Raw genomic sequence first — 26,050 nt, forward strand, 5'->3', positions numbered from 1 at the left:
AGCTTGCGCGGCCCACTCAGGCGCCGCATTTTTTATTCACAGGGGAGCGCCGCGCTTGCGCTCCTGCAGGTACAGCACCACACCCCAGAAGATCAGCAGAATCTCGATGGCGAAAAAGAGCCCATTGCGCCAGTCAAACCCGCTGTGGGCCAGCATGCCGACGATTCTGCCGGCACCAAAGCCCGCATATGCCATGGCAATCAGCAGGAAGGCGATCGTCCGGTAGCGGCGAAACACCAGCGGCAGGGCGATGGCCACGCCGATCATCAGCATAAAACCGCCAAAAGTGGCGAGAAACTCCGGCATCGCCGCCGGAGCCGTCAGCGCGAAATCAATCGTCTCGCTGAACGCCAGCGGATTGGCGAATGCGGATACGCCGATAATGGCGAAGATCAACGCATTCAGAATCAGATAAATCGTGCCGCTGTTTTTCACGTCGCTGCGCTCCCATTGCCAATATATGCCCCACCCCAAAAGTGTACCCACAAAGCGGCATATTCGCCGCAAACCGGGCTGTCACCATAGCGATGGCAGGTTGCCAGAAAAGCGATAAGGAAGGCGAAGAGAAAGGCAAGCAGGTAAGGAAGTGAGCAAGCGTGATAGAGAGCGGGGATGTGGAGGTGTGGCGCCAGGGCCGGGGCGCCCTCCTCAAGTGGCGACCCCATCGAATGCGCGCCTCGGCCGGGGCCGTAGAGGCTGGGGGTAGGGCTGGAAGGAAGGCCTGGAGGTCAGGGCGGCGCTCAGCGGCAAAAGCAGGCACCGGCAGCAGAGCGCCAAGCGCCGGCGCTCTGCCCCGCAGTCAGTCCTGGAAAAGCCGCTCCAGCGGATAGCCGGTAAAAGGCTTGGTCTTTTCGATTACCAGGTGGGATGTCATGCGTGAAATCGCGGCATCCTCATTGGCCAGCAGCTGCTCGGAAACCTGGTTGAAATCCGCCGCGTCGGGGCAGACAAAACGCAGCATATAGTCGAATTCGCCGGACATTTTCACACAGGAGACAATCTGCGGAATTTCGTTGATGGCTCTGCGAAAACTCTCGCTGGTGCGGGCGTCCTGCCGCTTCAGGGCCACATTCACATAAAACTCCGCGTGGCGGACCTTGTCCAGGTTGACCTCGGCGTGAAACTCGCGGATGTAGCGTTCGCTGGTCAGCCGCTTTACCCGCGCAAGACAGGCGCTCTCGGAGAGGCCGATCTGCTCGCTCAGGTTCAGATTGCTGATACGGGCGTTGGTCTGCAGGGCCTGCAATATTTTCAGATTGTGCCGGTCGATTTTCACAGTGCTGTTTCGTCTACCACGGAAAAGCTAAGGATAACGGCAATCGGGCGCTGGAAACAGGGGCGCGGTTTTCCGCCGGCACCCCCAAGGTATTCCAACCTATTGCCTGAGTATCTGGAAAGGGGCAACGCTCAACCGGCCTGACGGCTGTCGCTCGTCACAAAATGCTCGATACGGTCAAGGGCGCGGCGCAGGTCCGCCTCGTCCGCGGCCAGAGTCAGGCGCACATGATTGACGGCGCAGGGGCCGAACGGCCGGCCGGGCAACACGGAGACCCGCTCCGCGTCCAAAAGCGCCGAGGCGAAGGCATCGCCGGACTCCGCCACCTGGGAAACATCCACCATCACGAACATGCCGGCATCCGGGGCATAGCAGCTGAGGCCGGGGATATTGCCGATACGCTCGACAATCAGGTTGCGGCGGCGCTCATAGGCGGAGCGCATCTGCTCCACAAAGTAACCGTCAAACTCCAGCGCAAAGGCGGCGGCCTCCTGGATAAACTGCGCGCAGCCAAACATGGTGGCACCGGCCCACTGGGACAGGCGCTTTACCAGATCCCCCTGTGCCACAACCCAGCCCAGACGCCAGCCGCTCATGGCGTGGGACTTGCTCAGGCCATCGATCACCACCACGTTGTCCAGATGCTCCGCCGCCGTGCGCAGCGAGGTGTGTCGGCGGGCATAGGTGATCATGGAATACATTTCATCGCTCACCAGCCACACATCGCGCTGCCGGCAGTAGGCCGCCAGCTCGCGCAACTGCTCCGGGGTGGCCATGGCGCCGGTGGGGTTGACCGGGGTATTGATCAGCACCACCCGCGTCTGCTCACCGATGGCGGCCTTGATGGACTCCACGTCGAAGGCGAAGTTGTTTTCCGCCGGGCAGGCCACGCGCTTCACTTTCAGGCGCAGCGCATCGCAGATGGGCACGTAGCCGATATACATCGGCTCGGGAATCACGATCTCCTCCTGCGGATTCAGCAGGCAGGACAGCACGGAATAAATCGCATTGGTGCCACCGGGAAATACCACCACATCATCCGGGCTGCAGGGGTGCGGCGACACCTTGCTTTCGATATTGGCAATGGCGCGGCGCAGGATAGGCTCGCCGGCATCGGGGGAGTAGTGGGTGCGGCCGACACCGAGGCGGGCGCGGGTGTAATCGAGGATGGGTTCCGGAGTATCGAAGTTGGGATCGCCCACGCACAGGAAGAGCACGTCCTCACCCTGGTCGGCCAGCTGGTGGGCGCGCGTACTGACCGCCCAGACGTCGGCGTCGGCACGGTTGAGGGCTTCACTCGGCAGGCTGAACTTTGGCTTGAACATCTTGGCTATCCGCTTGTTATCAGTACTGCGTACACTAGCAACCACGCGGGTAATTGATGCCGGATCTCGAAGCGGATTTCGCATTAGCGCGAAAAATTCGCGCCCCTGGCCGCAGAAAATTCTGCGCCTCGCCGGACGCTGTCCAGAGCCGCCTCTCCAGAGCCGCCTCTCCAGAGCCGCCTCTCCAGAGCCGATTGTTCAGAAGCGATAACTGAAGTTCACACCGCCGAGGGTATCTTCCGGGCGCATCAGCAGGGTGCCACTGACCTGCAGCTGATCCGTCAGGTTGAGGCCCACCATGGCGCCGGCGCCATTCTGGAAGTAGCCGGATTTGCGGCTGTCGTAAGCCGCCAGATTGGCGTTGATACCGGGAATGGACTTGATGCCGATATTCACGTCCTGCACATCGTCCCCCTCGTTGGCCTCCACCCACACCTCGCCAAACCAGCGCCACTCGGCCTCCTCCGCCGCGTTGTAGAAGAAGCCGGCGCGGTAACGCCAGTACTCCCGGCTGATGCCCCGCACACTGAGTCCGACCGGGTCCACCGTGCGCCCAGAGATGGCGCTGACATAAGTCAGCTCGGGGTTGGCCTGCTCGGTAAAACGGTCGCTGTCCACATCGGTCCAGGCCACCGACAGGAAAGGACCGACCTGACACGGCAGCGCCGGCGCCGTGTCGAAGCCGCCGCGAATAAACGCACTGCTGGCGTCGCCATCGGCACGGGCCTTGATGCGGGTCGAGTAGGAACCCAGGTGGATTTGACGATCGACCTCGTCGTAGTCGATATCGCTGTAGGTGAAGCCGCCGTCGACAAACCAGCGCTGGTCGTGCCAGCGCGCCAGCCAGCTGAAGTTGAGGTTGTCCGCCTCCAGCCACAGGCCCCGCGGCCGGTATTCGGAACTGCCGTAGGAGAGGGCCAGCGACCACTCGAAATTGTCACCGGCATTAAAGCTGAAACCAAAGAAACCGTCCCAGGCGGAATCGTTGTAGATGGGCGCCGGACCACCGCCCAGCTCGGTGGTGGTCCAGGCCGCGCTGAAAAACACCGTGGTGGTGGGCTCGCGGAAACGCTGGGACAGCAGGTGCTGGTCGATGTTGGACTGGTGGGCGCGGGTATTCTGGTAGCCCAGGTCGGGCAGTATGGCGAAGCCCGCGGGGGCGCTCAGCACCGAATAGTAATAATCACCCAGCAGTTCCTGGGCCGCCAGGGTGGGATGCACCCCATCGTCGAAATAGAGTTTGTCCGGGTTGGGGGCGCTGCCCCCTTCGCTGTAGACCGGGTCCGGATTGGTGCATTCGCCGCTGCTATAACAGGTCGCCGCCTGATCGATATCGGCAAAGCCGAACAGCGCCGGCCGCTCGAGCGCCACCGCCGCTATCCCCTCCGCATCCAGAATCAGCACATTGCCCACAAACAGCAGCTGCCCGCGCAGCTCATCGTTGAAGAGCGCGGTGCCGGTGTTGGCCGCCGACACCGCCGCAGCCCCGGCGTCGTTCATCAGTGGCGTATTGCCCACCCGCGGCACATTGGCGACCACCACATACTTTGCCCCGGCACGGCGCAATTGCACCGCCGCCTCCACCAGGAAAGTGGCGGCGCGCTCCATGGACGCCGGGCTGACGGTCCCCGCGAGGGTGTTGGCGATAATGTCATTGCCGCCGCCATTGAGAAAATAGAGGGTATCGCTGCTGACCTGATTGCTCTGCAGAAACCCCTGCCCCAGGGCGTTGGGCACACCGGTCAGACCGATGCCATTGCCGGGATCATCCACCAGTGCCTGCAGGGCGGCGGGGTTGTTGAAATTGGATACCGCCGCAGCCACTTCCGCAGGGGACAGAAAGGGGCTCTCCCCCGCTCCCGGATCACAGATGCCATCGTCGCCGCAGCGGCTCGAATCGGGCAGGATGGTGGTGAGGGCATTGTGGTCCGCCACGGTGGTGCCGGGGTAGAGGGTGCGGAAGAGCTGCGGCCCCACCACGTCGAGCAGCACATCGGCGGTGTGGTTGCCGCCCACCGCCCAGTTGCTGCCGTTGGTCAATACCGAACCGGCGATCTGCGCCAGCTGCTCCGCCAGAGTGCCCGCGGCGGGATAGCAGGGCACCGCGCCGCCATAGGCGGGGCCGAGACCGAAACAGGAGGGGGTGAGCGGGGCCAGCCCGAAGCGCTGGGCGGTAAAACTGACGGCGGGCTGACGGGGCGTTACCCCGCCGGGGTCGGCATTGGTAAAAATGCCCGCATTGCCACTGTCGGAGAGGCTGTCACCGAAGACGACCATATTGCCATAAAGCCCGCTGGTGACCGTCTCATCGGCGACGCTGACGCCCGCGCTCGCCAGCGCTATCGCAAGGCTGATGGATCTTGCCGTGAACCCCATAATGCACTCCTTTGCACCGGTCGCGTTTGGCCAAGTATAGACAGGCGGCAGCTGGGCTCTGCCGCTTTTAGCCGCAGCCCGCGGAGCGGACACAAAGCGGGCCGCGCAAAAAGAAAAGCACTATTTTTTCAGGGCGGCGAAAGCCTCGATGGCCCGCTTGCGGGTTTCCTTCACATCGCAGATGGGCGCGGGGTAGCCCGCCATCGGTGGCGGCTGGTGCACCTGCTTGTCGCTGAGTTTTTGCAGCGCCGGCAGGTAGTGCCGGATAAATTCGCCGCGTCGATCAAACTTTTCCGACTGGCTGTAGGGGTTGAATACGCGGAAATACGGCGCCGCGTCGGTGCCAGTGGACGCCGCCCACTGCCAGCCGCCGTTGTTGGCGGCGAAGTCGCCGTCGATCAGCAGGTTCATAAAATAGCGCTCACCCCAGCGCCAGTCGATCAGCAGGTTCTTGGTGAGGAACGAGGCCACCACCATGCGCAGCCGGTTGTGCATCCAGCCGCTTTGCTGCAGCTGCAGCATCGCCGCGTCCACGATCGGCACGCCAGTCTCGCCCCGACACCAGCGCCGGAACGCCTGCTCGTCAGCGGACCAGCGCACGCCCTCGGTTTCCAGCTTGAACGGCTGGTGTTTGCACAGGCGCGGAAAGGCCACCAGCAGGTGGGTATAGAACTCCCGCCAGATCAGCTCCCCCAGCCAGCAGTCGACCCCGGCGCGGCCGCCGGTCCAGCGGCCGCGGTTACACGCCAGCGCCAGCTGCGCACACTGGCGCACCGACAGCGCGCCGCTGCTCAGGTAGGGCGACAGCTTCGAGGTGCCATCGATGCCGGGAAAGTCCCGCTCGTCGGCGTAGGCGTGGATTCGCTCCTCGAACCCCTTGAGGCGTTTGCGGGCCGCTTTTTCGCCGGGCTGCCAGCCCAGCAGGCGGCCCTGTTCCAGTGGCATGGCCCGGTAGCCTTTCACTGTGGCGGGGATTGTCTGGCGCAAATTGTCCTTCCCCTCGATCTGCAGCCAGCCGGGCCAGTCCGCCGCAGCGCGCTTGCGCGGCGCGGGCAGCGGGGAGAAGTCCGCGCCGCCGCACTGGGCGATAAAGGCGCGCTTGAAAGGGGTAAAGACTTTGTAGGCCTCGCCGCTGTTGGTCTTGATCGCGCCCGGGGGGACCAGCGTGCGGTCGCTGGTGAATTCAATGGCAACCTCCATCTCCCGCAGCGCCTGGCGCACCGACTGGTCGCGCCGCCGCTCATTGAGCGGGTACTCCGCATTCGCGTATACCGCGCTCGCCTGCAGCTTGCTGACGATCTGCGCCATGGCCTGCGGTACCTGTTCGAAGCGCTTCAGTTCGAGAAAATACAGCGGAATATTGCGCTCGCCGAGGGCCGCCTGCAGCTCCCGCAGGCAGGCGAGACGGAAGGCCACCAGATTGTCGCCCTCGTCGTGGCTCTGCCAGGTTTGCGGGCAGGCGATAAAGACCCCCGCCACCTCGTGACAGGACTCAACGGCGCGATACAGCGCCATATTGTCGTGCACCCGGAGGTCACTGCGAAACCACACCAGCCCACGCTGGTGCTGATAGCGGCCACTCACGGCAACTGCCCGCGCAGCTGCTCCAGCGCGGCGGCGCAATCCGCCGGCAGCAGCCGGATCTCGCCGCGCTCGGTCAGGGGCAGCAGTTCCTGCTGCTGCAACTCGACAAAGCCGCCGGCAAACCACAGCGGCACCCGCAGGCCCCGCTGCGCCCGCTCGATGCCACTGTGCAGCACCGCCAGCGGCAGGGTGTGGTGGCTGTAACAGATCACGCCATCCAGCCCCAGGCCCTGCTCGGCAAAGGCCAGCTCCCCCAGTTCCACCTCCGGCGCCAGGGCGATCACCTCGAAGCCCATATCCGTCAGCGCCGCCTCGAACAGCTGCGCGAACACACCCTGTTCACTGCCGGGAAAGGTGAGCAGCAACAGGCGCCCGAGGGCTGGGCGGCGCTGACGATTGCGCCGCGCCGCGCGCAGGTTCACCGCCAGCAGCTCGCCCAGCTGGCGCCAGAAAAGGGCGCGCGCGACACTGCTGCCGAAGCGGCGCTGGCGGCCGAACCTGCGCTGCAGCGGCGCCAGCCAGCGGTCCAGCAGCAGCGGCAGCGGATAGGCGGAGAGCAGCTGCTCCAGGTGCCGCTCCAGTTCCGCCGGCGCCAGCCGCGCTTCCAGCTTCTGCGTGTCCGCCACCAGCTGCGCCCAGCTGTCTTCCACCGGCGCGTGTTCATGGGGCTGTTCCAGCAATGGCCGCACCTTGCCGATGGCGACGCCGCGCGCCAGCCAGGCCTGAATATCGCGGATGCGCAGCACATCCCGCTCGCTGTAGAGGCGGTGGCCCTTGCCGGTGCGGGCCGGTTCCAGCAGGCCGTAACGGCGCTCCCAGGCGCGCAGGGTCACCGGATTCACGCCGGTGCGCTGGGCCACTTCGCCGATCGCCAGGTCTGTCCGCTCAGGGGCTGATGCCTGTGTCGCCGCCTTGGCTGCGGTTTGGCTTTCGTTTTTGGCCTCGGCTGCAGACGCTGGTGCTTCAGTTTCAAGTGCTTCGGATTCAGGTGTTTCAGACACGTTGACCTCGATTCGGTGTCGATTCCGTTATTGCGTGGTGAATGCTGCGCGGCGAGGCTGCCGCGCACTCAGTGGGCACTTACTCGCGCGCTTACTGAAAGTCGCACAGCCCCATCTCCGCCGGCTCCGCCGCCAGCAACATCTGGCTGTGAATAAAACTGTGCGGGGTGCGCGGCAGGTAATGACGCAGGAGCGTCAACACCGCCGAGGCCGGCTTCAGGCCGCGGCGGTACTCGTCGATCAGCTGGGTCAGCTCGGCCTTTTCCTCTTTGCTCAAATAGCCCTTCAGGTGGCCCTGGCTGTGCATCAGGGCGTTGGTCTTGTCCTTGCGGCTGGCCATATGGGTGAGGATATCCATCATGTGCGCGCGCACCTCCAGCGCCAGTTCGGCGGGGTCGCGGCCCTTCGCGCCGGCCAGCAACCGCCCCAGTTCCCGGGTCTTGTCCTGGTGATGGGCCAGCAGCAGGTATTTGTAGGCGGTGAAGAATTCGATGATATGCGCCGGTCGCGGGTCTGCCTGCACGTAGCGGAACCAGGCGTCGTAGGCGAACACGCGGGTGAGGAAGTTCTCGCGGATCTCGTTGCTGTTCAGGCGCCCCACCTCCTCCATCGGCATATCCGGGAAGCGCTCGCGCAGGCGCTGGGCGTACACCCCCATGCCCTCGCTGTCGTGGCCGTGGCCGTTCGGCAGGTAGCGCCGTATGCCCTTGAGACCGCAGCTGGGGGAATTCTGCATAAAGATGTAGCCGCGCACCTGCTGCAGTTCGGGAACCACGCTGTCGGCGTAGGACCGCAGCGGCTCGGTGACATCGAGGCCGGAATCATCGACACCCAGCACCCGCACCTCCGCGTCGGCGGACGTATCGCTCTTGACCAGCCGGATCGGCTGGCGCGGCACCCCCATGCCAATGGCGACCTCGGGACACAGGGGCACATAGTCGAATACCCGGCCCAGCAACTGGGTGCACACCTTGCTGTGCTTGTGGCCGCCGTTGTAACGCACCGCGTCGCCCATGGCGCACTGGCTGATGCCCACGGGAATCTTTTCACTCAGCAATTCGATTTTCATCGCAAGGCACACTCTGCTTGTACACGTTGAAAGTTCTGTACAAGTTATAACCCCCAAAGCAGACTTGTACAATATTTTTTCCTGTACAACCAAGGCAAGCTGGCGCCACCCCGAGGCCGCCGGCGCCAGCGGCATTGTCCTGGCGCGGATAACCGCGCAGTCGCCCCGCTTGCGTCACAACGCGCCACCGCTAAAATGCCAGACCCCCCGAGAGCCACGGACACAGCCATGATTCCAGCACTGCGTGAAGTCGATCCGGTTCAGGCCCTGTACCTGCAGTTCCTGCAGGCCCTGCGCGACGCCGGATTCCGCGGCGACCTGAGCCCCACCTATGCGAGCCGCACGGTGCTGGCGACCGACAACTCCATCTATCAGGTACTGCCGCAGGCGGTGGTCTACCCCCGCGACAGCGCCGATTTGCAGCTGCTGGCGCAGCTGGCGGAGCAGGAGGAATTCCATCAGGTGGTGCTTTCGCCCCGCGGCGGCGGCACCGGCACCAATGGCCAGTCCCTCACCGACGGGCTGGTGGTGGATATCTCCCGGCATATGAACCGCATTCTCGAGATCAATGCCGACGAGCGCTGGGTGCGCGTGCAGGCCGGCGTGGTCAAGGACCAGCTCAACGCGGCGCTGGCGCCCCACGGGCTGTTTTTTGCCCCGGAACTCTCCACCAGCAACCGCGCCACCATCGGCGGCATGATCAATACCGACGCCTCCGGCCAGGGCTCCTGTGTTTACGGCAAGACCCGCGACCATGTGCTGGAGCTGTCCACCGTGCTGCTCGGCGGCGAGCTGTGGCATTCCGCGCCGATCAGCGATGACGAACTGGCGAGCGTCGCCGGGCGCGAGGACCGCGTCGGCCGCGTGCACCGCACCTGCGACCAGATCGCCCGCGACAACGCCGAGCTGATCGAGCGCCGCTTTCCCAAGCTCAACCGCTGCCTGACCGGCTATGACCTGGCCCATCTGCGCGAAAGCCCCAAAGACGACGGGGGCGATGCGGCACGGTTCAACCTCAACAGCGTCCTCTGCGGCTCCGAGGGCACACTGGGCTTTATCGCCGAGGCCAAGCTGAATGTGCTGCCGATTCCCAAGTGCGTGGCGCTGGTCAACCTCAAGTACGACAACTTCCAGGATGCCCTGCGCGACGCCAAGGACCTGATGGAAGCCGGTCCCACCTCCATCGAGACCGTGGACAGCAAGGTGCTGCAGCTGGCGATGGAAGACATCGTCTGGCACAGCGTGAGCGAATTCTTCCCCGCCGATGAACGCCCGGTGCGCGGCATCAATCTGGTGGAGTACACGGCGGAGTCCGAGGAGGCGCTGCAGGAGGCGCTGGGTCGCTTCACCGCCCATATCGACAGCGTGATAGGCCAGGCGGGCAAGAGCTTCGGCTACTCCATCGCCCGCGGCCACGGCGAGGTCAACCGCATCTGGGCCATGCGCAAGCGGGCGGTGGGGCTGCTCGGCAACGCCGAGGGGGAAAAGCGCCCCATCCCGTTCGTTGAGGACACCTGTGTGCCGCCGGAGCACCTGGCGGACTTTATCGCCGAGTTTCGCGCGGTACTGGACGAGGCCGGCCTCGCCTACGGCATGTTTGGCCACGTGGACGCGGGCGTGCTGCATGTGCGCCCGGCCATCGATATGAAAGACCCACAGCAGGCCGCCCTGATCCGCCCCATCACCGACCAGGTGGTGGCGCTGACGCAGAAATACAAAGGGCTGCTCTGGGGCGAACACGGCAAGGGGGTGCGCTCGGAATACGCGCCGGAATTCTTCGGCGAACTGTACCCGGAACTGCAGAAGATCAAAGCCGCCTTCGACCCGCGCAACCAGCTCAACCCGGGCAAGATCGCCACCCCCAGCCGCGCCTCCGGGCTGCTCAAGGTGGACACCGTGCCCACCCGCGGCGAGCGCGACCGGCAGATCCCGGTGCAGGTCTGGGACGGTTACAGCGAAGGGGTGCACTGCAACGGCAACGGCGCCTGCTTCAACTGGGACCCGGATTCCGCCATGTGCCCCTCCTACAAGGCCACCCGCGAGCGGATTCACTCCCCCAAGGGGCGCGCCTCGCTGATGCGGGAATGGCTGCGGCTGCTCTCCGCCCGCAATGTCGATCCGGTGGCCAGCAGCCAGAAATTCCGCGAGCGCTCCTTCTTTGTCGGCCTGCCCGGGCGCATCAAGAACTCTCTCGCCAAGGCCCGTGGCGAGTACGACTTCAACCACGAAGTGAACGATGCCATGCAGGGCTGCCTGGGCTGCAAGTCCTGCGTGGGACAGTGCCCGATCAAGGTGGATGTGCCGGAATTCCGCGCCAAGTTCCTGGAGCTGTATTACAGCCGCTACCTGCGCCCGCTGAAGGACTACTTCGTCGGCGCCCTCGAATTTGTCATGCCCCACTTGTCGCGGGCACCACAGCTGTACAACTGGCCACTGAAATTGGCGCCGGTGCGCTGGCTGCTGGAGAAGGGCCTCGGCCTCGCCGACAGCCCGGAGCTGTCGCGCAAAAGCCTGCGCAGCGAAATGGAACAGCTGGGCGTACCCCTGGCCCAGCCCGCCTGCCTGGCGGCACTGGGTCCGCAACAGCGCAGCCGCGCGGTGATCATCGTGCAGGACGCCTTCACCAGTTATTTCGACGCCCAGGTGGTGGCCGACGCCCTGCGCCTGCTCAAACAGCTGGACTTCTACCCACTGGTGGCGCCCTTCCGCGCCAACGGCAAGCCCCTGCACGTGCACGGCTTCCTCGGACCATTCCGGCGGGTGGCGGAGACCAACAGTGAAATGCTGCGGGAGCTGGCGGCCAGCGGAATCCCACTGGTGGGCATCGACCCCTCCATGACCCTCACTTACCGGGCCGAATACCGCAAGGTACTGGCGGAGGGCGCCCCCAACGTCTTGCTGCTGCAGGAGTGGCTGGCCAGCCAGCGCGAACACCTGGAGCGGCAGCGCGGGCGGGTGCGCCCCGGCAGTTTCCGCCTGCTGCCCCACTGCAGCGAGCAGACCAATGCCACCGCCTCCCTCAAGGACTGGCGCACGGTGTTTGAAGGGCTTGGCCTGGAGCTGCAGACGGAAGCCCTCGGCTGCTGCGGCATGGCCGGCACCTATGGCCATGAAACCGCCCACCGGGAAACCTCGCGCACCATCTTCCAGCAGTCCTGGGCGCCACGGCTTGAAGGCGACAACCAATGGACCCTGGCCAGCGGTTACTCCTGCCGCTGCCAGAGCGAGCGCTTTGCGGGTGTGAGCCTGCGCCATCCCCTGCAGGGATTGCTGGCACAAATGGCTGATTAGCAGTTTACTGAGTGATATGTCCACGGGGTGCCGGACAACCGCGCCCCGCTGTGCCACCCGGTAATCCGTTAAGCGCCATGCCAGACTGCTCACAAAAAAATCGCCCAGAGCCAAACCGCTCGAAGCCCGCCGCCCCCCCGAGCCTGCCGAGTCGCCTCGGCCGGTTGCTGCTGTGCGCCGCCCTGCTCGCCCCCGCCATTGCGGCTGCCGGGTCGACACCGGAGCTGGTGGCGGAGGCGGAAGCGCTGGCGCTTGAGGGGGATTACAGCGCCGCACTGCCCCTCTATGAGCAGGCCATCGCCTCGCTGGCCGGGCAACCCAAAGCCCAGCACAACCTGCGCTACCGCTACGGTATCGTGCTCAGCGCCCTCGGCGGCGAGCTGCGCCCTGACCTCTACCCGCTGGCCCGGGCCCAGTTCGAATCGGTACTCGACTTCCTCGCCAGCGGCCAGTCGCTGACACACTCCCCGGCCCGTGTGCGCTCGGCGCTGGCGCACACCTATCACCAGCAGGCCGCCAGCGCGGAGGCGGGCCAGCAGGTGGAGCTGCTGCGCAGCGCCTACTTCCTCTACCGCGGCGCCGTACCCGAGCTGGCCAGCCAGGCGGAGTGGCACAACCTCGCCATCACCTACTTCAACCTCGGGCAGGTCTGCGAATGGCAGGGCAACCTGGCGGAGGCCGTCGATTGGCTGGAGAAGGCCGTGGCGCTGGACCGGCAGCACGGCTTTGCCGACCTGGAGCAGGACAGCGCCTACCTGCTGGCCCTGCGCGAGCAGCTGAACCCCTCGGCCCACGCCACCACCACCGCGCTCTGAGCCCGGCCTCAGCCAGCTCCGCGCCTCCCCGCGCCCGTATGCACCCCGTGCCCCAGGCCGCCGTTCAAGCGGTGGTAGCGAGTTGCAGGGCGCCAACGACGGTACTGACAAGGGGTAGTCACCACGTCGATAAACGGCAATGACACCGCTGGCACCCGCACATCTTCGGCAAACCTCGGATTTCCCGGCCCATAGCCGCGCCCTCAGGCAGTGCGCAACCGGCCGGTCCCAAATAATTTGTGAGAATTTTTTACTTTTTGCGGGGCGGTTAGAAACGAAATTCCCGGCTGGATGGCCTTCCCCTTAGAAAGACATCGCTGTCACGGTGATCGAATAACGATGGATTTCGTTGCCTCAAACACCGACATTCGCTGAAGGTTTATCAGCCATGGCGAAATTTTAAGGAACAATATTCCCAAGATAATCCACATAACGGGATGGCTTACCATTCCCAATCGAAAAAACGCGGATTCGTGCGGCCCCAAAAGCCCTGTGCAGAAAATATTTGATAAGCCCGAACCGCCCCGTAATATAGCGCCACCTGTTTAAATACTGACCAGTTATTTCCAAAAGTACTTGGAATCCCCACAGGCACCACTTGGCTTGTGACCGTTTGGATCTCGGAGGTATCGAGACATGATGAAACAGACTTTGCGCAATTGGGTATTTTTTGTAACTGCCGTGCTAGCGGCCACCTTCAGCCTCGGCGCGTCCGCCGCCGCCGAAAAAACCATGACCGTTGACGCAACCGCCTACAACTCTGTGCCCGGCCAGACCGATAGCGACCCCTGGGTAGCGGCATGGAACAATCGCCTGCGCCCCGGCGACAAGGTCATCGCGGTATCCCGCGACCTGGAAAAGCACGGCCTGACCAACGGCGCCAAAGTAAAGATTGAAGGCCTGCCCGGCACCTACACCGTGCGCGACCGCATGAACAAGCGCTTTAAGAACCGCATCGATGTATGGATGGAAAAAGACATCAAGAAAGCCCGCAAGTGGGGCAAGAAAAAGCTGAAGATCGCCTTCAAACCGGTCAAATAGCCGGCAGGAAAACAGTGAACCAACAAGGGGAATAACCCTAAGAAACTGCGGTACACCGCAGTCTGAGCGCCCCGCCTGCGAGCGGGGCTTTTTTTGCCCAACCACTCACGGCTTGTATCCCCCCGCACCCCGCATACCCACTTTCTTCTGCCCATAGCCGCGCTCCTGCGCCCTGGCATGCCGCACCGTCGAAGCCACGCCGGGGCGGCCTGAGCTCAGGTCCGGCTCAAATGCCGGCGGGAAAACGGGAAAGCGCGGTATATGGATTGGTGAAGCAGAAGGTGGGTGGGAGTCATGGAGCGCAGAGGCGTCTGGAACTGGAAGTGCTGGTAGGTGCTGGCAGGTGCTGATAGGTGCTGATAGGTGGAGAGAAAAGCGGAGAAGCGCTAAAGCGCAAATCCGGCACAGGCACCGCCATCGGCGAGCACAGGGTCGCTGCTTGCGATTTCTGGGGTTTAAATTCCAGGGCTTGCTGCCTGGGACTCGCGGCTTTGCACCTAAGCTCGGAATGTTCCGTGTCGGGGTTTCTCGAGGTCTTGCCCGAGACTTTTTCAGAAGTTTCCCGAAGCGTTCAGGGGTTTTCCCGAAGCGTTTCCGGGGCTATCCATTTGTGCGGTTTCAATTTCTGGGCTTGCGATACCGGGGTTTTCCGTACACCAGCGCCAGCCGGTAGCGCTTAAGTTGGGCCGCGAAAACACAAAATCCTTAGTGTTTTCACTCGGCCCGCGATTGGGTAGTGCGCTGTCACACTGTCGCGATTCCCTTCACTCTTTAACCATAGCAGGCCTGCCTGGAAGCGTTGCGCCACGCAGCGCAATCGGCGCGGGATTGGCCGTAGAGAAAAAAGAAAACCGCGTTAGGGCTGCCAGCGCCGCATTCGGCTTCTCAGTCTTCTTCCACTGGGCCGACAAAAGCCTCGACGCCCTCGTCGCGCAGGGCGTCCAGCGCTTCTTCCAGGGCTTCCTCCTCGGTTGCGAAGGAATCCTCCCACAGGGTGGAGTTGTCCCCCTCGTCGACGATTTCCAGCAGCCAGCCGCCATCGCCGTCCTCGTAAATATCGATCTGGACGGTGTGCTCACCTTCCCGGTAAGACCGGCTCAGGGGGGACTCTTTGGGTTCGTAGGAATCATCCATTGCAACAGCCTCGCTGCGGGGGGGGGGAAGGAAAGTTGACGCCACTTTGACAACTTGCAGCGCCCCGGTCAACAACCAGTGGCGGCCCATCCAATGTACGACAAAGGCCGCCTATTGGGATAGAATGCGCGGCCATTTTCACCCCCCGGCCAGTGGGCGGGGAACCCGTTTGCTCCGGATTTACGCTCCGGCCCGCAAGAGGCAAAACCATGAACTCCATCGTCGTCTGCGCGCTCTACAAGTTCGTCACCCTGGACGATTTTGAATCCCTGCGCGATCCCATTCTCAACACAATGCTGGAAAACCAGGTCCGCGGCACGCTGCTGCTGGCCAAAGAGGGGATCAACGGCACCGTAGCCGGCTCCCGCGAGGGCATAGACGCCCTGCTCGCCCACCTGAAATCCGACCCGCGCCTGGCGTCGCTGGATTACAAGGAGTCCTTCACCGAGGACATGCCCTTCCTGCGCAGCAAGGTAAAACTCAAGCGTGAGATCGTCACCATGGGCGTCGAGGGTATCGACCCGCGCCGCACCGTTGGCACCTACGTCAAGCCCTCGGACTGGAACGCACTGATCAGCGACCCGGAAGTGCTGGTGATCGATACACGCAACGATTACGAGTACCAGGTGGGCACCTTCGAAAACGCCGTCAACCCCAAGACCGAGTCCTTCCGCGAGTTCCCCGACTATGTGAAGGAACACCTGGACCCGGCAAAGCACAAGAAGGTGGCGATGTTCTGCACCGGCGGCATTCGCTGTGAAAAATCCACCGCCTATCTCAAGGAGCAGGGCTTCGACGAGGTCTACCACCTGCAGGGCGGTATTCTGAAATACCTGGAAGACGTGCCCAAGGAAGAAACCCTGTGGAAGGGCGAGTGTTTCGTCTTCGACGACCGCGTCACCGTCAACCACGATCTGCAGCGGGGTATTTACCAGCAGTGCAATGCCTGCCGCATGCCGGTGACCGCAGAAGAGATGCAATCAGAAAAGTTCGAACAGGGCGTGAGCTGCCCGCACTGTTTTGACCGGGTTTCCGAGGCGGACCGCGCCCGCTACCGCGAGCGCGAAAAGCAGATCCAGCTGGCCAAACAGCGCGGCGAGCAGCATATCGGCCAGGATGCCCGCCAGATCACCGCCGCGCGCCGCCAGGAGAAATATGCCCAGCGGCGCCAGCAGGCGGAACTGGACCGGGCGCGGGCCGGGGACTCCTGATCGGCCCGGTGGCGGGATGAACCGCCGCCGGCTCTTGTTCCGGGACCGCACTCAACCGCTCGACCCCGGCGGCTAGCTGCGGATCTATTCATTACCGCCCTAGCCTTTGCGGTCCTAGCGACCGCGGCCCAAACGGTAATACCAGAGTGCCAGCGGCAGCAGGATCAGGTTCATCAGGGTGTTGAGGTTCCAGCCGATGGTGCCCAGATGCACAGGGGTGGCCACCGCGTGGTGGCCGCTGCCGGTGGTCGCGGCGGGCAGCCAATAGCTCATCATCACACCGGTAATAAACACCGCCACCATCAGCCGCAGCACCAGGCTGCGGGCCGGGCCGGCACCGTAATAGCGGCGATACACATGCTGCATCGGAATCGTCAGCAGGTCCGAGAGGATAAAAGCCAGCACCGCCCCAAACGACAGCCCGCCGTGCCACAGGGCGGCGGCGATGGCCAGATTGCCGATGGAACAGACGTAGGCGATGATGGCTAGGAAGATCCCCAGCGCCACCTCCAGCATCGCCCACCACAGCGGCAGCTCGCCACTGGGCGGCGCCGGCACCAGCGACTGCCATAGGCCGGCGGGCACCCAGGCGATCACCAGCGCCGACACCACGATGCCGATGGTCACGTCGCGCCCGATCATGCGGATATCCATAACGAAATAACGGGCCGAGCGTCGCAGCCGCTCGCTTTTCTGCACGGGCTTATTCAGCTTGGCCCCGCAGTGCATCTCGCCACTCTTGCCGCTCTCGCCATGCTTGCCGCTGCCCTCCGCCGCGCTTTTCTCAGCGCCGCTGCCCATATTGGCACCGCAGCGCATTTCCCCGCTTTTACTACTGCCCGTATTGCCGCCGCCCATATTGGCGCCGCACTGCATTTCTCCGCCTTTACCGCTGTCCATGCCCTCCATGCCCTCCATCCCGCAGGAGGCGGCATTCACGTCCTCGCTTTCCGCCGCCAGCCGCTGACGCAGGGCGGCCTCCTGCTTCTTGGGGTAAAAGCGAAACAGCAGCGCCACCAGTACCACCAGCACCAGGCCGCCGAGAATCTCACCCCACAGAAACTGCCAGCCCAGCAGGGCCACCATCACGATGAACATCTCGAGGATCAGATTGGTGCTGGCGGCCATAAAGGCCAGGGTGTTACTCATGCTGGCGCCCTTGCTCAGCAGCGTTTTCGACAGGGACGCCGCCACATAGGAGCAGGAGGAGGAGAACATGCCGAGCAGGGTGGCCAGCGCCACCGAGCGCGGGCGGGTGCGCCCGAGATGGCTCGACACCTTGTCGGCGGGCATCCAGTCGCGGATCAGGGAGGAGACCATCAACCCCAGCGCCAGAGGCCAGAACATCTGCCAGACCATCCCCAGCAGGGAATGCAAGCCGCTAACCACAGCATTTTCCAACATGGCGGGGCCTCGCTCAGCCGCAACGGTTAGCATCAAGCATAGATGGCGCTGCACACGGGGAGGCATCGCATTAGCCGCGGAGCCTGGAGCCGAGCGAGAAAAGCACGACCCCAAGGAGCAGCAGTTAAAACCAATGGGATGATATTAACGATCGACAGAGCGGGGGCAGCGGTGAATGCAAGCGCGGCAGCGCTCTGCGGCGGGGATACTGGCCGCCAACTGCGGCGGCCAGTGATGAGTCGCTACGGCGCTATTTTTACCGCGGCATTTACAGGCCGGATTTTTATGGAGGAGGTTTGCAGGCCGCCGGATCGGCGGCCCCGGTATCGGCCAACTTGTGTATCGGCCAACTTGAGCATTGGCCGACTTGAGTATCGGTCAAGTTCGGTCGCTGCCGGCTTAGGTATCAGCCACTGGCTGTCAGCACACCGGGGGATCAGCCGACTTCGATCTCCGGCCCGGCGCCGTCTTCCGCGCTGAGCCAGATCTCCGCCGCCGCCCGCCGCGCGATCTCGCCGTAGCTCTGGGCGATTGCACTATTTGGCTCCGCGATCACGCTGGGCAGGCCGCGATCGGTGCCCTCGCGGATCGCCATCGCCAGCGGCAGTCGCCCGAGCAGGCCGGTGTCGTAGTCAGCGGCGATCTTCTCGCCACCACCACTGCCGAACACCGCTTCGCTGTGGCCGCAATGGCTGCAGGTATGCAGGGCCATATTTTCCACGATCCCCAACACCGGCACCGATACCTTGCGGAACATCTCCACGCCCTTGATGGCGTCCACCAGCGCCAGATCCTGGGGGGTGGTGACAATCACGGCACCAGCCAGGTGGGCCTTCTGCGCCAGGGTCAGCTGGATGTCGCCGGTGCCCGGCGGCATATCCACGATCAGGTAGTCCAGCTCATCGCCGTCGTCACACCACAGGGTCTGGGTCAGAATCTGGTTGAGGGCGCCGCTGGCCATGGGCCCGCGCCACACCGCCGGGGTATCCTCGGTGAGCAGATAGCCGAGGGACATGGTCTTGAGACCGTGGGCCTGCACCGGCAGGAAGAGCTTGTTGTCGCGCACTTGCGGCCGCACCCCCTCGGTGCCCAGCATGGTGGGCAGGCTGGGACCGTAGATATCCGCATCCAGCAGGCCGACACTGGCGCCCTCCGCCGCCAGCGCCAGCGCCAGGTTGACAGCGGTAGTGGACTTGCCCACGCCGCCCTTGCCGGATGCCACGGCAACGATATTTTTCACCCCGCGCAGAGGCTCCGGCACATCGCCCCCCTCGGTGGCGGGTATCTCGAAGAACAGCTCGAACTGCAGGTCCGCCTCGCCCAGTGGGCCGCCGCGCAGTATGGGCATGCAGGCCTCGCGGATGCGCTCGCGCCAGTCATCCTCCTGACTGGCACAGGGGTAACCGAGGGTAATCCCCACCAGCACGGTGCCGTCCTCGTAGCCCACCTCGATATCCGCATCCAGCTCATCGAGGATGCGACCGGTGGCATGATCGTGCAGGCCGCCGAGGCACTCCGCCAGCCGCTCCAGCTCCACCTGCGCCCCTGCGGGCAGCTCGCCGTGGTTATGCTCGTGTTCGCTCAAGACACTGTCCCCTGTATCGCTGTCAGTAAATTGCGCGTGCATTGTGCGCGATGGCCCCGGCCAACGCCAGAGCCGCCCCGCGGGTGCCGCCGAGCCCGCATATCTGCTATATTCGCCGGTCTTTTTACCGGGCCGCGCAGCGCGGCCGCAAACTGTCTGTGATGGAAAAATCGATGTCCGAATCGCGCCTCCAAGCCCGCAAAATCCTCGTGACCAGTGCCCTGCCCTACGCCAATGGCTCACTGCACCTGGGGCACATCCTGGAATACATCCAGACCGACATCTGGGCGCGCTTCCAGCGCGCCCGCGGCCACCACTGCCTGTATATGTGCGCCGACGACGCCCACGGCACCGCCATCATGCTGAAAGCCGAGCAGCTTGGCCTGACCCCGGAGCAGCACATCGCCAATATGCAGGCGGAGCATGAGCGCGACTTCAGCGACTTCCTGATCGGCGTGGACAACTATCACTCCACCCACTCGGAAGAGAACCGCGAACTGTCCTCGATGATCTACAAGCGCCTGCGGGACAACGGTCATATCGCCTCGCGCACCATCACCCAGGCGTTCGACCCGGAAAAAGAACTGTTTCTCGCCGACCGCTATATCAAGGGTACCTGCCCGCGCTGCAAAACGCCGGACCAGTATGGCGATAACTGCGAGGCCTGTGGCGCCACCTACAGCCCCACCGAGCTGATTGACCCGGTCTCCGTGATCTCCGGGGCGACACCGGTGGAAAAGGAGTCCGAGCACTTCTTCTTCACCCTGCCGCAGTTCACCGACTTCCTGAAAGCGTGGACCCGCTCGGGCACACTGCAGAACGAGGTGGCCAACAAGCTGTCCGAGTGGCTGGACGAGGGCCTGCAGGAGTGGGACATCTCCCGCGACGCACCCTACTTCGGCTTTGAGATTCCCGACGCCCCGGGGAAATATTTTTACGTGTGGCTGGATGCCCCCATCGGCTATATGGCCAGCCTCAAGAACTACTGCGACCAGAAGGGTCTCGACTGGCTCGATTACTGGAAAAAAGACAGCGACGCCGAGGTGTATCACTTTATCGGCAAGGACATCGTCAACTTCCACGCCCTGTTCTGGCCGGCCATGCTCGACTCCGCCGACTACCGCACCCCCACCAAGGTGTGCGTGCACGGCTTCCTCACGGTCAACGGCAAGAAAATGTCGAAAAGCCGCGGCACCTTCATCAACGCGCGCAATTACCTCGACCACCTGCACCCGGAATACCTGCGCTACTACTTCGCCGCCAAGCTGGGCGGCAGCGTGGACGACCTGGACCTGAACCTGGAGGACTTCATCGCCAAGGTGAACTCCGACCTGGTGGGCAAGGTGGTCAATATCGCCTCGCGCACCGCCAAGTTTGTCAGCAAGTCCGGCGGCGTACTGGCCGCGCAACTCGCCGATGAAGCCCTGTGGAACCAGTTTGTCGAAGCCGCGCCGCGTATCGCCGACTTTTACGAGAGCCGCGAATACGCCCGCGCCATGCGCGAGATCATGGCGCTGGCGGACGCCGCCAATGCCTGGATCGCCGACAAGGCACCCTGGTCCCTGGCCAAGGAAGCCGGCCGCGAAGACGAAGTGCTGGCGATCTGCTCCCAGGGCGTCAACATGTTCCGCGCCCTGATCACCTGGCTGGCGCCGGTACTGCCGGAAACCGCGCAAAAAGCCGAGGCGTTCCTCGGCGCCGAGCTGGACTGGCACAGTGCCACCACACCGCTGGCCGGCCACAGCATCAACAAGTTCAAGCCGCTGATGCAGCGGGTTGAACAGCCCCAGGTGGATGCGATTCTGGAGTCCGCCAGGGAATCCCTGGCCCAGCTGCAGGCGGAAGCCGCCGGCGCGCAGCAATCCGGCCCGCTGGCCGACGACCCCATCGCCGACGAGATTCAGTTTGATGATTTCGCCAAGGTGGACCTGCGCATCGCGCTGATCGCCAACGCGGAACATGTGGAAGGCGCCGGTAAACTGCTGAAGCTGACTCTGGACCTCGGCGGCGAAACCCGCCAGGTATTTGCCGGCATCAAGAGTGCTTACAGTCCGCAAGACCTGATCGGCAAGCACACCGTGATGGTGGCCAACCTGGCGCCGCGCAAAATGCGCTTCGGCGTCTCCGAGGGAATGGTACTGGCGGCGGGCCCCGGCGGTAAGGACCTGTGGATTCTCGAACCGCACGCCGGCGCCCAGCCCGGCATGCGGGTGATGTAACCGCCCCGGCATTGATGAAGCAGTCACCAAACGGCCGTTAACAGCGCATCGTCAGCGCACAGTTAGAAAGGCAGTTAAGCGTGGCCTCTTAACCGCAGCCAGTAAGAAATGGATACGGAAGAATAGGCCGTAAAGGGTGAACACCACGTTCACCCTTTTCTTTTTCTGCCACCAGCGGTGGATCACGCTACCATCTGCATAAACCATTAGGCGGCATAAACGACTGGGAGATGGCGATAATGCGCGGTGTTTTTCTCGATACCATGACCATGAAACTGGAGGAACTCGACACCTCGGCACTGGAATCGAGTCTCGAGCAGTGGGACTTCTTTCCAACCACGGCACCCGCACAGGTAGCCGAGCGGATCGCCGCAGCCGATGTGGTGATCACCAACAAGGTGGTGCTGGACCGCGCGCTGATCGAGGGCGCCGGCAATCTCAAGCTCATCTGCATCTGTGCCACCGGCACCAACAATATCGACCTGGACGCCGCCCGCGAGCGCAATATCCCGGTGCGCAATGTGCAGGGTTATGCCGGCGCCTCGGTGCCCCAGCACACCCTGGCACTGATACTGGCGCTGGCCACCCGGCTGCACGAGTACGACCGCGATGTGAAAGCGGGGCGCTGGAGCCAGTCGCCGATATTCTGCATGCTGGATTACCCGGTGATGGAACTGGCGGGTAAGACCCTCGGCATCATCGGCTACGGAAACCTCGGCCGCAGAACCGCGGAGCTGGGTAAGGCGCTGGGCATGAACCTGCTGGTGGCGGAATCCTTCACCGGTGAAAAGCGGCAAGGCCGTGTGCCCCTCAAGCAGCTGCTGGCCGAGGCCGATGTCGTCAGCCTGCACTGCCCCCTGACGGAGGAGACCGACCAGCTGGTGAACCGGGATTTTCTCGTCGCCATGAAGCCCGGCGCGCTGCTGATCAATACCGCCCGCGGCGGGCTCGTGGACGAGCCGGCCCTGGCGGCGGCGCTGCGCAGCGGTGCCCTTGGCGGCGCCGGTCTCGATGTGCTCAGTGCCGAGCCTCCGCCGGCGAATCACCCGCTGCTGGCTGACGACATCCCCAATCTGATTATCACCCCGCACACCGCCTGGATCAGCCGTGAAAGCCGCCAGCGGCTGCTAAACGGCGTGATCGACAATATCCGCCAATGGCGTTCCGCGAACGACTGAGCAAGTGGTGGAGCAAGTCGTGGAGCAAGCGGTGGAGTAGATGGTGCAGCAAGGAGCTAGGTGAGGCACTGACGCAGCCGCTCACCCAGCAGCCAATCTCCTCAACACTCCCGGACGCACCGGGCGCGAATATCGTCAATGGCTGAGCGGCAGAGTGGATTTCTCCCCCGCCCGGCCGACATTCACTTTCAGCGTGCGCCCCTTCTTTGCGGACTGTCCCGGGCTTACCAGTGCTTCCAGCGTCGTTACACCACATCCAGCCGCAACCCGCCACCGGCCCATAACCCGCGTTCAGCACATAGCACATAGCACATAGCACACAGCACACAGCACACAGCACACAGCACACAGCACACAGCACACAGCACACAGCACATTTTGCCCCGCTTCTTCCCGAGTGGCAGATTCAATCTGTCAACGCTGTCAACGTATCGACTTACCAACAAAAGCAACCCCATCATCCCTGCCGCCCCTGCCGCCCCTGCCGCCCCTGCCGCCCCTGCCGCTAGCGTGCAGAATTTCGTGGGATTGCCGCGCCGCGACTCTACCCTTCTCCCACAATCGCAATTCCGTGCAGGAGTTTTCTATGGCCAGCGCCAAGCCCACATACACAACCGAACCCAATAGCGCGCCCAATACCGCTTCCAGCCGCGAAAAGCTGCAGCAGGCTTACAACCTGGCTGGCGAAGCCGCTGCGGACACCGCCTCGCAGCTTAAGAACAAAGCCCGCTCTTCGGTCAAGCGCGGCAAGGACCACGCCACGGATATGGAACAGCGCCTCGAGGAATCCATCAAAAAACACCCCCTGGTCAGCGTCGGCTGCGCCTTCGCCGCCGGCTGGTTGATATCCAAACTCTTGAAGTAATCGCTGGCCCCTGTGTGCACCGGGTGCGCGGGTCCGACTGAGCAGCGGCAAGACGGAAAATACCCCAGGACCCAGCGCCATCAGCGGCGGCTGAAATGGGGTTTTGTGTTAGCGGTTTTGTGTTATCGGTTCTTTGCCAGCTCTTTCCGCCTGCTCTTTCCGCCAGCACTTACAGCCAGGTTTTGCAGCCAGCTTCTGTAACTGACGGTTACAGCGGTTTTTGCCACTCCAAAAAATGTACCTCAGCTGATGGGCAAGCAGATGGGTGACGAGATGAGCGACCCAAAAAAGAAAGGAAAAAATGAAGGAAAAGAGGAAGGAAAAGAGGAGATAAGGCAGCAAGGAAAAACAGCGGCCAAGGCGGGTGAAAAAAAGCACGGGGAAGAGGCAGAAAATCCGGGTGAAAATCAATCCGCCCCTTATGCTAAACCTGCCGCCGCGGAACTGAACTCAGAACCAGCGCCTGCTTCGGAATACGCAGGGGGCGATGACAAGGTCACAGGCCGCACCACTGCCAACACCACAGACCACACCACAGACCACACCGCAGAAAAGAGCACCGAGAACGCCTCTAACGCAACTCACGCCAGCCTGGCCAGGGCGGAGGCGGCGCTGACGCTGCTGGCCGCCTGGAGCGGCAACCTGCAGACCCTGATAAGGCTGGAGCTCGAGCGAACGCTGGTGGCGGGCAAGCGCATTGTCGCGCTCGGCCTGGTGCTGTTACCACTGGTGATCGCGCTGATTCTCAGCGCCTGTGCCGGCGCGGGACTTCTGGGGTACTACTTTTCCCAGTCTATTTATCTGGGCTTTTCCGTGTTCTTGCTGGCCCAGTTGTGCGTGATTGTCTCTATCGTGCTGTATCAATCCCGTTTGCAGAAACTGCTGGGCTTTAGCCAGACCCGACAGCAGGTAATGGAGGCCATCAACGATGTCCGTGCAACATTTAAATAGGCGCATCGACGCCTGCAGCAAAGCCATGGACTGCCAGCGCCACGACCTTCTCGTGCTGCTGCGCCAACAACGGCAGAGTGTTCGCCAGCAACTTGCCGGCGCGCCGCTGCCGGTTATTTTTCCTGTGGCATTGGGTGTCGCACTGGTAAGCGGCTTCCTGATGGAGCGTCTGTTTCATTACCCCAGTTCATCGCAATTGATCCGGCTGGCAATTGCCTTGCGGGGTTTTTGATCGGCCACTTCATCTCGCAGGGAAGAATCGTTTTTTGGCATTGCTTGTCTCACCTGTCCGGCAGCAATCACTAAACTCCCCTCAGCAATGGCAAAGCCAGCCGTTCGGCCATTGGCATACCGTTCACGCCAATCCAGGATTTACAACTCCAGGATTTACCACTGGATTTATAAGAGGTTCTCAAATGGAGGCGCCGATCGCCCACCGGAGCGCAGACCGCACCAGCCCCCAAACCACTACGCACTCATTTCACACCCACACATTTCCACAGGTCGGCAATGACCGAGAGTCGGCCCGGGCGCTGCTGGAGTGCTGGAGCACAACACGGGACAGCGACGCACCGGGCTCCATTGATAGCGATGCCAGCTTCTTCCTGCCATTTCTCAGCGCCCGCGAGGGTGAGCACCACCCCAATGTGGTGCTCTGGCGCCAGGGCCAGCAGGCCGCGGGCATTCTCGTGGGCCGGCGCAGTTTCGAGCGGCCGCGGCTGTCGATCGGGCCGTTCAAAGTACCTATGCCCCGGCTGCGTACACTGGAGATCGCCTATGGCGGGCTGGAAGCGGCCAGCGCAGAAGTGGCCAGCCTGCAGGCGGACTACCTGCGCGAACTGCTGCAAACCAAGGCGGTGGACTGTATCTCCGTGCATCACCTGCCACTGGCAAGCGAGATCGGCAGCGCGCTTTACGGGGGCCTGCGCGAGCCCGGTGACGGCAACCCCCTGGTGGCGGGCCAGTGGTTTGCGGAGTTGACCGATGCCGAGGGCAAAGCCCTGGTCAGCAACTCCGCCAAAACCCGCAGCTCCTTCCGCCGCAAGGACCGCAAACTGGAACAGGCTTTCGGTGGCGCGGTGGAAATCCACGAGTGCCGGCGGCCGGCCGAGGTGGGCGCCTTTATCGAGGCTGCCGCCGACATCGGCGGGCGCAGCTACCAGGGGAAAATTGGCGTCGGGGTGCAGAGCACCCACCACTGGCACACGGTGCTGCGCATACTGGCCGCTAACGGCTACCTGCGCGGCTACCTTCTCAAAGCCGCGGGTAAGCCCGTCGCCTACGCGGTGGGCCCGGCCAAGGGCAACACTTTTACCCTCATGGCCACCTCTTTCCTGCCTGAATACCGTCAGCAGGCACCGGGTGCCTATCTGATCCGCCGCATGATCGAGCGCCTGCAGGCGGAGGGATTGCGCTGGCTCGATTTCGGTTTCGGCGATGCCCCCTACAAGGAACTCCACGGCACCTGGCGCCGGGAGATCGCCACGCTGCACCTCTACAGCCATACACCGGCGGCCCGTGTGGCCCGCGCTCTCGATGCTTTGGTCAAGGGAGTTGATCGCGGCAGTCGTCGCATCCTGCAGCGGACGGGTTTGTATGGCCGCGCGCGTAAACTGCTGCTGCGCGGCGACTAAGCTATCCGCTCGGCGCGCAAGGTTTCCGCTCAGCCTTTCCGTTGCGAATACGCTGCATTACAGTGGTGACCTCCGGCTCCCGAAGAGCCCG

At 63.3% G+C, this 26,050-nt stretch carries 20 protein-coding genes; 10 read left to right on the forward strand and 10 right to left on the reverse strand.

From position 1 onward, the window contains the following. Positions 1-36: 36 nt before the first annotated feature. The 7 genes from ABEA58_RS03500 to ABEA58_RS03530 form a co-directional block, all read right to left on the reverse strand. Positions 37-435, reverse strand: a complete 399-nt coding sequence (locus ABEA58_RS03500; RefSeq protein ID WP_345548892.1) for a DUF4345 family protein — start codon at positions 433-435, stop codon at positions 37-39. A gap of 364 nt (positions 436-799) precedes the next feature. Then, a complete protein-coding gene (locus tag ABEA58_RS03505; protein ID WP_345548894.1) occupies positions 800-1,276 on the reverse strand; it encodes an Lrp/AsnC family transcriptional regulator in 477 nt (158 codons plus the stop codon). A gap of 131 nt (positions 1,277-1,407) precedes the next feature. Further along, positions 1,408-2,601 carry a pyridoxal phosphate-dependent aminotransferase gene (locus ABEA58_RS03510; RefSeq protein WP_345548896.1) on the reverse strand — a complete coding sequence of 398 codons (1,194 nt, stop codon included), beginning with the start codon at positions 2,599-2,601 and terminating at the stop codon, positions 1,408-1,410. A gap of 198 nt (positions 2,602-2,799) precedes the next feature. Continuing rightward, complete coding sequence (locus ABEA58_RS03515; protein ID WP_345548899.1) at positions 2,800-4,977, reverse strand: autotransporter outer membrane beta-barrel domain-containing protein; 2,178 nt, start codon at positions 4,975-4,977, stop codon at positions 2,800-2,802. 120 nt (positions 4,978-5,097) lie between these two features. Then, on the reverse strand, positions 5,098-6,561 hold the full coding sequence (gene phrB / locus ABEA58_RS03520) for a deoxyribodipyrimidine photo-lyase (RefSeq protein WP_345548901.1): 1,464 nt from the start codon (positions 6,559-6,561) through the stop codon (positions 5,098-5,100). After that, positions 6,558-7,562, reverse strand: a complete 1,005-nt coding sequence (locus ABEA58_RS03525; RefSeq protein ID WP_345548903.1) for a MerR family transcriptional regulator — start codon at positions 7,560-7,562, stop codon at positions 6,558-6,560. The genes phrB and ABEA58_RS03525 overlap by 4 nt, the downstream gene beginning before the upstream one ends. Before the next feature lie 91 nt (positions 7,563-7,653). Further along, positions 7,654-8,631, reverse strand: a complete 978-nt coding sequence (locus ABEA58_RS03530) for a YbgA family protein (protein WP_345548905.1) — start codon at positions 8,629-8,631, stop codon at positions 7,654-7,656. 228 nt (positions 8,632-8,859) lie between these two features. Between ABEA58_RS03530 and ydiJ the strand changes: the two genes are divergently transcribed. The 3 genes from ydiJ (at position 8,860) to ABEA58_RS03545 (ending at position 13,778) form a co-directional block, all read left to right on the forward strand. Beyond that, positions 8,860-11,922 (forward strand): D-2-hydroxyglutarate dehydrogenase YdiJ, encoded by a 3,063-nt coding sequence (gene ydiJ / locus ABEA58_RS03535; protein ID WP_345548907.1) that lies wholly within the window; start codon positions 8,860-8,862, stop codon positions 11,920-11,922. A 77-nt stretch (positions 11,923-11,999) separates the two neighbouring features. After that, the gene (locus tag ABEA58_RS03540) at positions 12,000-12,737 is read left to right on the forward strand and encodes a tetratricopeptide repeat protein (protein ID WP_345548908.1); all 738 of its coding nucleotides are present in this window, start codon (positions 12,000-12,002) and stop codon (positions 12,735-12,737) included. A gap of 636 nt (positions 12,738-13,373) precedes the next feature. Next, positions 13,374-13,778, forward strand: coding sequence for a 3D domain-containing protein (locus ABEA58_RS03545; protein ID WP_345548910.1), 405 nt, complete (start codon positions 13,374-13,376; stop codon positions 13,776-13,778). An 885-nt stretch (positions 13,779-14,663) separates the two neighbouring features. Here the strand turns inward: ABEA58_RS03545 and ABEA58_RS03550 are convergent. Beyond that, positions 14,664-14,912, reverse strand: coding sequence for a hypothetical protein (locus tag ABEA58_RS03550; protein ID WP_345548912.1), 249 nt, complete (start codon positions 14,910-14,912; stop codon positions 14,664-14,666). Between the two features lie 209 nt (positions 14,913-15,121). Here ABEA58_RS03550 and trhO point away from each other — a divergent pair, with 209 nt between their 5' ends. Then, positions 15,122-16,123: an oxygen-dependent tRNA uridine(34) hydroxylase TrhO gene (gene trhO / locus ABEA58_RS03555; protein WP_345548914.1), complete on the forward strand. Its 1,002-nt coding sequence runs from the start codon at positions 15,122-15,124 to the stop codon at positions 16,121-16,123. Between the two features lie 114 nt (positions 16,124-16,237). Here the strand turns inward: trhO and ABEA58_RS03560 are convergent, their stop codons facing one another. Together ABEA58_RS03560 and apbC are read right to left on the reverse strand one after the other, a co-directional pair. Then, a complete protein-coding gene (locus ABEA58_RS03560; RefSeq protein WP_345548915.1) occupies positions 16,238-17,527 on the reverse strand; it encodes a permease in 1,290 nt (429 codons plus the stop codon). Positions 17,528-17,963: 436 nt separating this feature from the next. Next, positions 17,964-19,112: an iron-sulfur cluster carrier protein ApbC gene (gene apbC, locus ABEA58_RS03565; protein WP_345548917.1), complete on the reverse strand. Its 1,149-nt coding sequence runs from the start codon at positions 19,110-19,112 to the stop codon at positions 17,964-17,966. Between the two features lie 173 nt (positions 19,113-19,285). On the opposite strand from apbC, the gene metG reads away from it, so the two are divergent. The 6 genes from metG (at position 19,286) to ABEA58_RS03595 (ending at position 25,959) form a co-directional block, all read left to right on the forward strand. Then, complete coding sequence (gene metG / locus ABEA58_RS03570) at positions 19,286-21,331, forward strand: methionine--tRNA ligase (RefSeq protein WP_345548918.1); 2,046 nt, start codon at positions 19,286-19,288, stop codon at positions 21,329-21,331. A gap of 230 nt (positions 21,332-21,561) precedes the next feature. After that, the gene (locus tag ABEA58_RS03575) at positions 21,562-22,509 is read left to right on the forward strand and encodes a D-2-hydroxyacid dehydrogenase (protein WP_345548919.1); all 948 of its coding nucleotides are present in this window, start codon (positions 21,562-21,564) and stop codon (positions 22,507-22,509) included. Between the two features lie 586 nt (positions 22,510-23,095). Then, on the forward strand, positions 23,096-23,374 hold the full coding sequence (locus ABEA58_RS03580; RefSeq protein WP_345548920.1) for a hypothetical protein: 279 nt from the start codon (positions 23,096-23,098) through the stop codon (positions 23,372-23,374). Between the two features lie 249 nt (positions 23,375-23,623). Then, positions 23,624-24,325 carry a hypothetical protein gene (locus tag ABEA58_RS03585; protein ID WP_345548922.1) on the forward strand — a complete coding sequence of 234 codons (702 nt, stop codon included), beginning with the start codon at positions 23,624-23,626 and terminating at the stop codon, positions 24,323-24,325. After that, positions 24,303-24,557: a hypothetical protein gene (locus ABEA58_RS03590; protein ID WP_345548924.1), complete on the forward strand. Its 255-nt coding sequence runs from the start codon at positions 24,303-24,305 to the stop codon at positions 24,555-24,557. The genes ABEA58_RS03585 and ABEA58_RS03590 overlap by 23 nt, the downstream gene beginning before the upstream one ends. A 184-nt stretch (positions 24,558-24,741) precedes the next feature. Next, positions 24,742-25,959 (forward strand): GNAT family N-acetyltransferase, encoded by a 1,218-nt coding sequence (locus ABEA58_RS03595; RefSeq protein WP_345548926.1) that lies wholly within the window; start codon positions 24,742-24,744, stop codon positions 25,957-25,959. Positions 25,960-26,050: the final 91 nt, after the last annotated feature.

This window comes from Microbulbifer aestuariivivens (genome assembly GCF_039545115.1).
Taxonomy (GTDB): domain Bacteria; phylum Pseudomonadota; class Gammaproteobacteria; order Pseudomonadales; family Cellvibrionaceae; genus Microbulbifer; species Microbulbifer aestuariivivens.

What these genes read in the sequence shown, in the direction of transcription:
- ABEA58_RS03510 (WP_345548896.1), bottom strand. Translation starts at nt 2,601, where the DNA reads ATGTTCAAGCCAAAGTTCAGCCTGCCGAGTGAAGCCCTCAACCGTGCC.
- ABEA58_RS03515 (WP_345548899.1), bottom strand. Translation starts at nt 4,977, where the DNA reads ATGGGGTTCACGGCAAGATCCATCAGCCTTGCGATAGCGCTGGCGAGC.
- ABEA58_RS03530 (WP_345548905.1), bottom strand. Translation starts at nt 8,631, where the DNA reads ATGAAAATCGAATTGCTGAGTGAAAAGATTCCCGTGGGCATCAGCCAG.
- ydiJ (WP_345548907.1), top strand. Translation starts at nt 8,860, where the DNA reads ATGATTCCAGCACTGCGTGAAGTCGATCCGGTTCAGGCCCTGTACCTG.
- ABEA58_RS03540 (WP_345548908.1), top strand. Translation starts at nt 12,000, where the DNA reads ATGCCAGACTGCTCACAAAAAAATCGCCCAGAGCCAAACCGCTCGAAG.
- ABEA58_RS03545 (WP_345548910.1), top strand. Translation starts at nt 13,374, where the DNA reads ATGATGAAACAGACTTTGCGCAATTGGGTATTTTTTGTAACTGCCGTG.
- ABEA58_RS03550 (WP_345548912.1), bottom strand. Translation starts at nt 14,912, where the DNA reads ATGGATGATTCCTACGAACCCAAAGAGTCCCCCCTGAGCCGGTCTTAC.
- trhO (WP_345548914.1), top strand. Translation starts at nt 15,122, where the DNA reads ATGAACTCCATCGTCGTCTGCGCGCTCTACAAGTTCGTCACCCTGGAC.
- ABEA58_RS03560 (WP_345548915.1), bottom strand. Translation starts at nt 17,527, where the DNA reads ATGTTGGAAAATGCTGTGGTTAGCGGCTTGCATTCCCTGCTGGGGATG.
- metG (WP_345548918.1), top strand. Translation starts at nt 19,286, where the DNA reads ATGTCCGAATCGCGCCTCCAAGCCCGCAAAATCCTCGTGACCAGTGCC.
- ABEA58_RS03575 (WP_345548919.1), top strand. Translation starts at nt 21,562, where the DNA reads ATGGCGATAATGCGCGGTGTTTTTCTCGATACCATGACCATGAAACTG.
- ABEA58_RS03580 (WP_345548920.1), top strand. Translation starts at nt 23,096, where the DNA reads ATGGCCAGCGCCAAGCCCACATACACAACCGAACCCAATAGCGCGCCC.
- ABEA58_RS03585 (WP_345548922.1), top strand. Translation starts at nt 23,624, where the DNA reads ATGGGCAAGCAGATGGGTGACGAGATGAGCGACCCAAAAAAGAAAGGA.
- ABEA58_RS03590 (WP_345548924.1), top strand. Translation starts at nt 24,303, where the DNA reads ATGTCCGTGCAACATTTAAATAGGCGCATCGACGCCTGCAGCAAAGCC.
- ABEA58_RS03595 (WP_345548926.1), top strand. Translation starts at nt 24,742, where the DNA reads ATGGAGGCGCCGATCGCCCACCGGAGCGCAGACCGCACCAGCCCCCAA.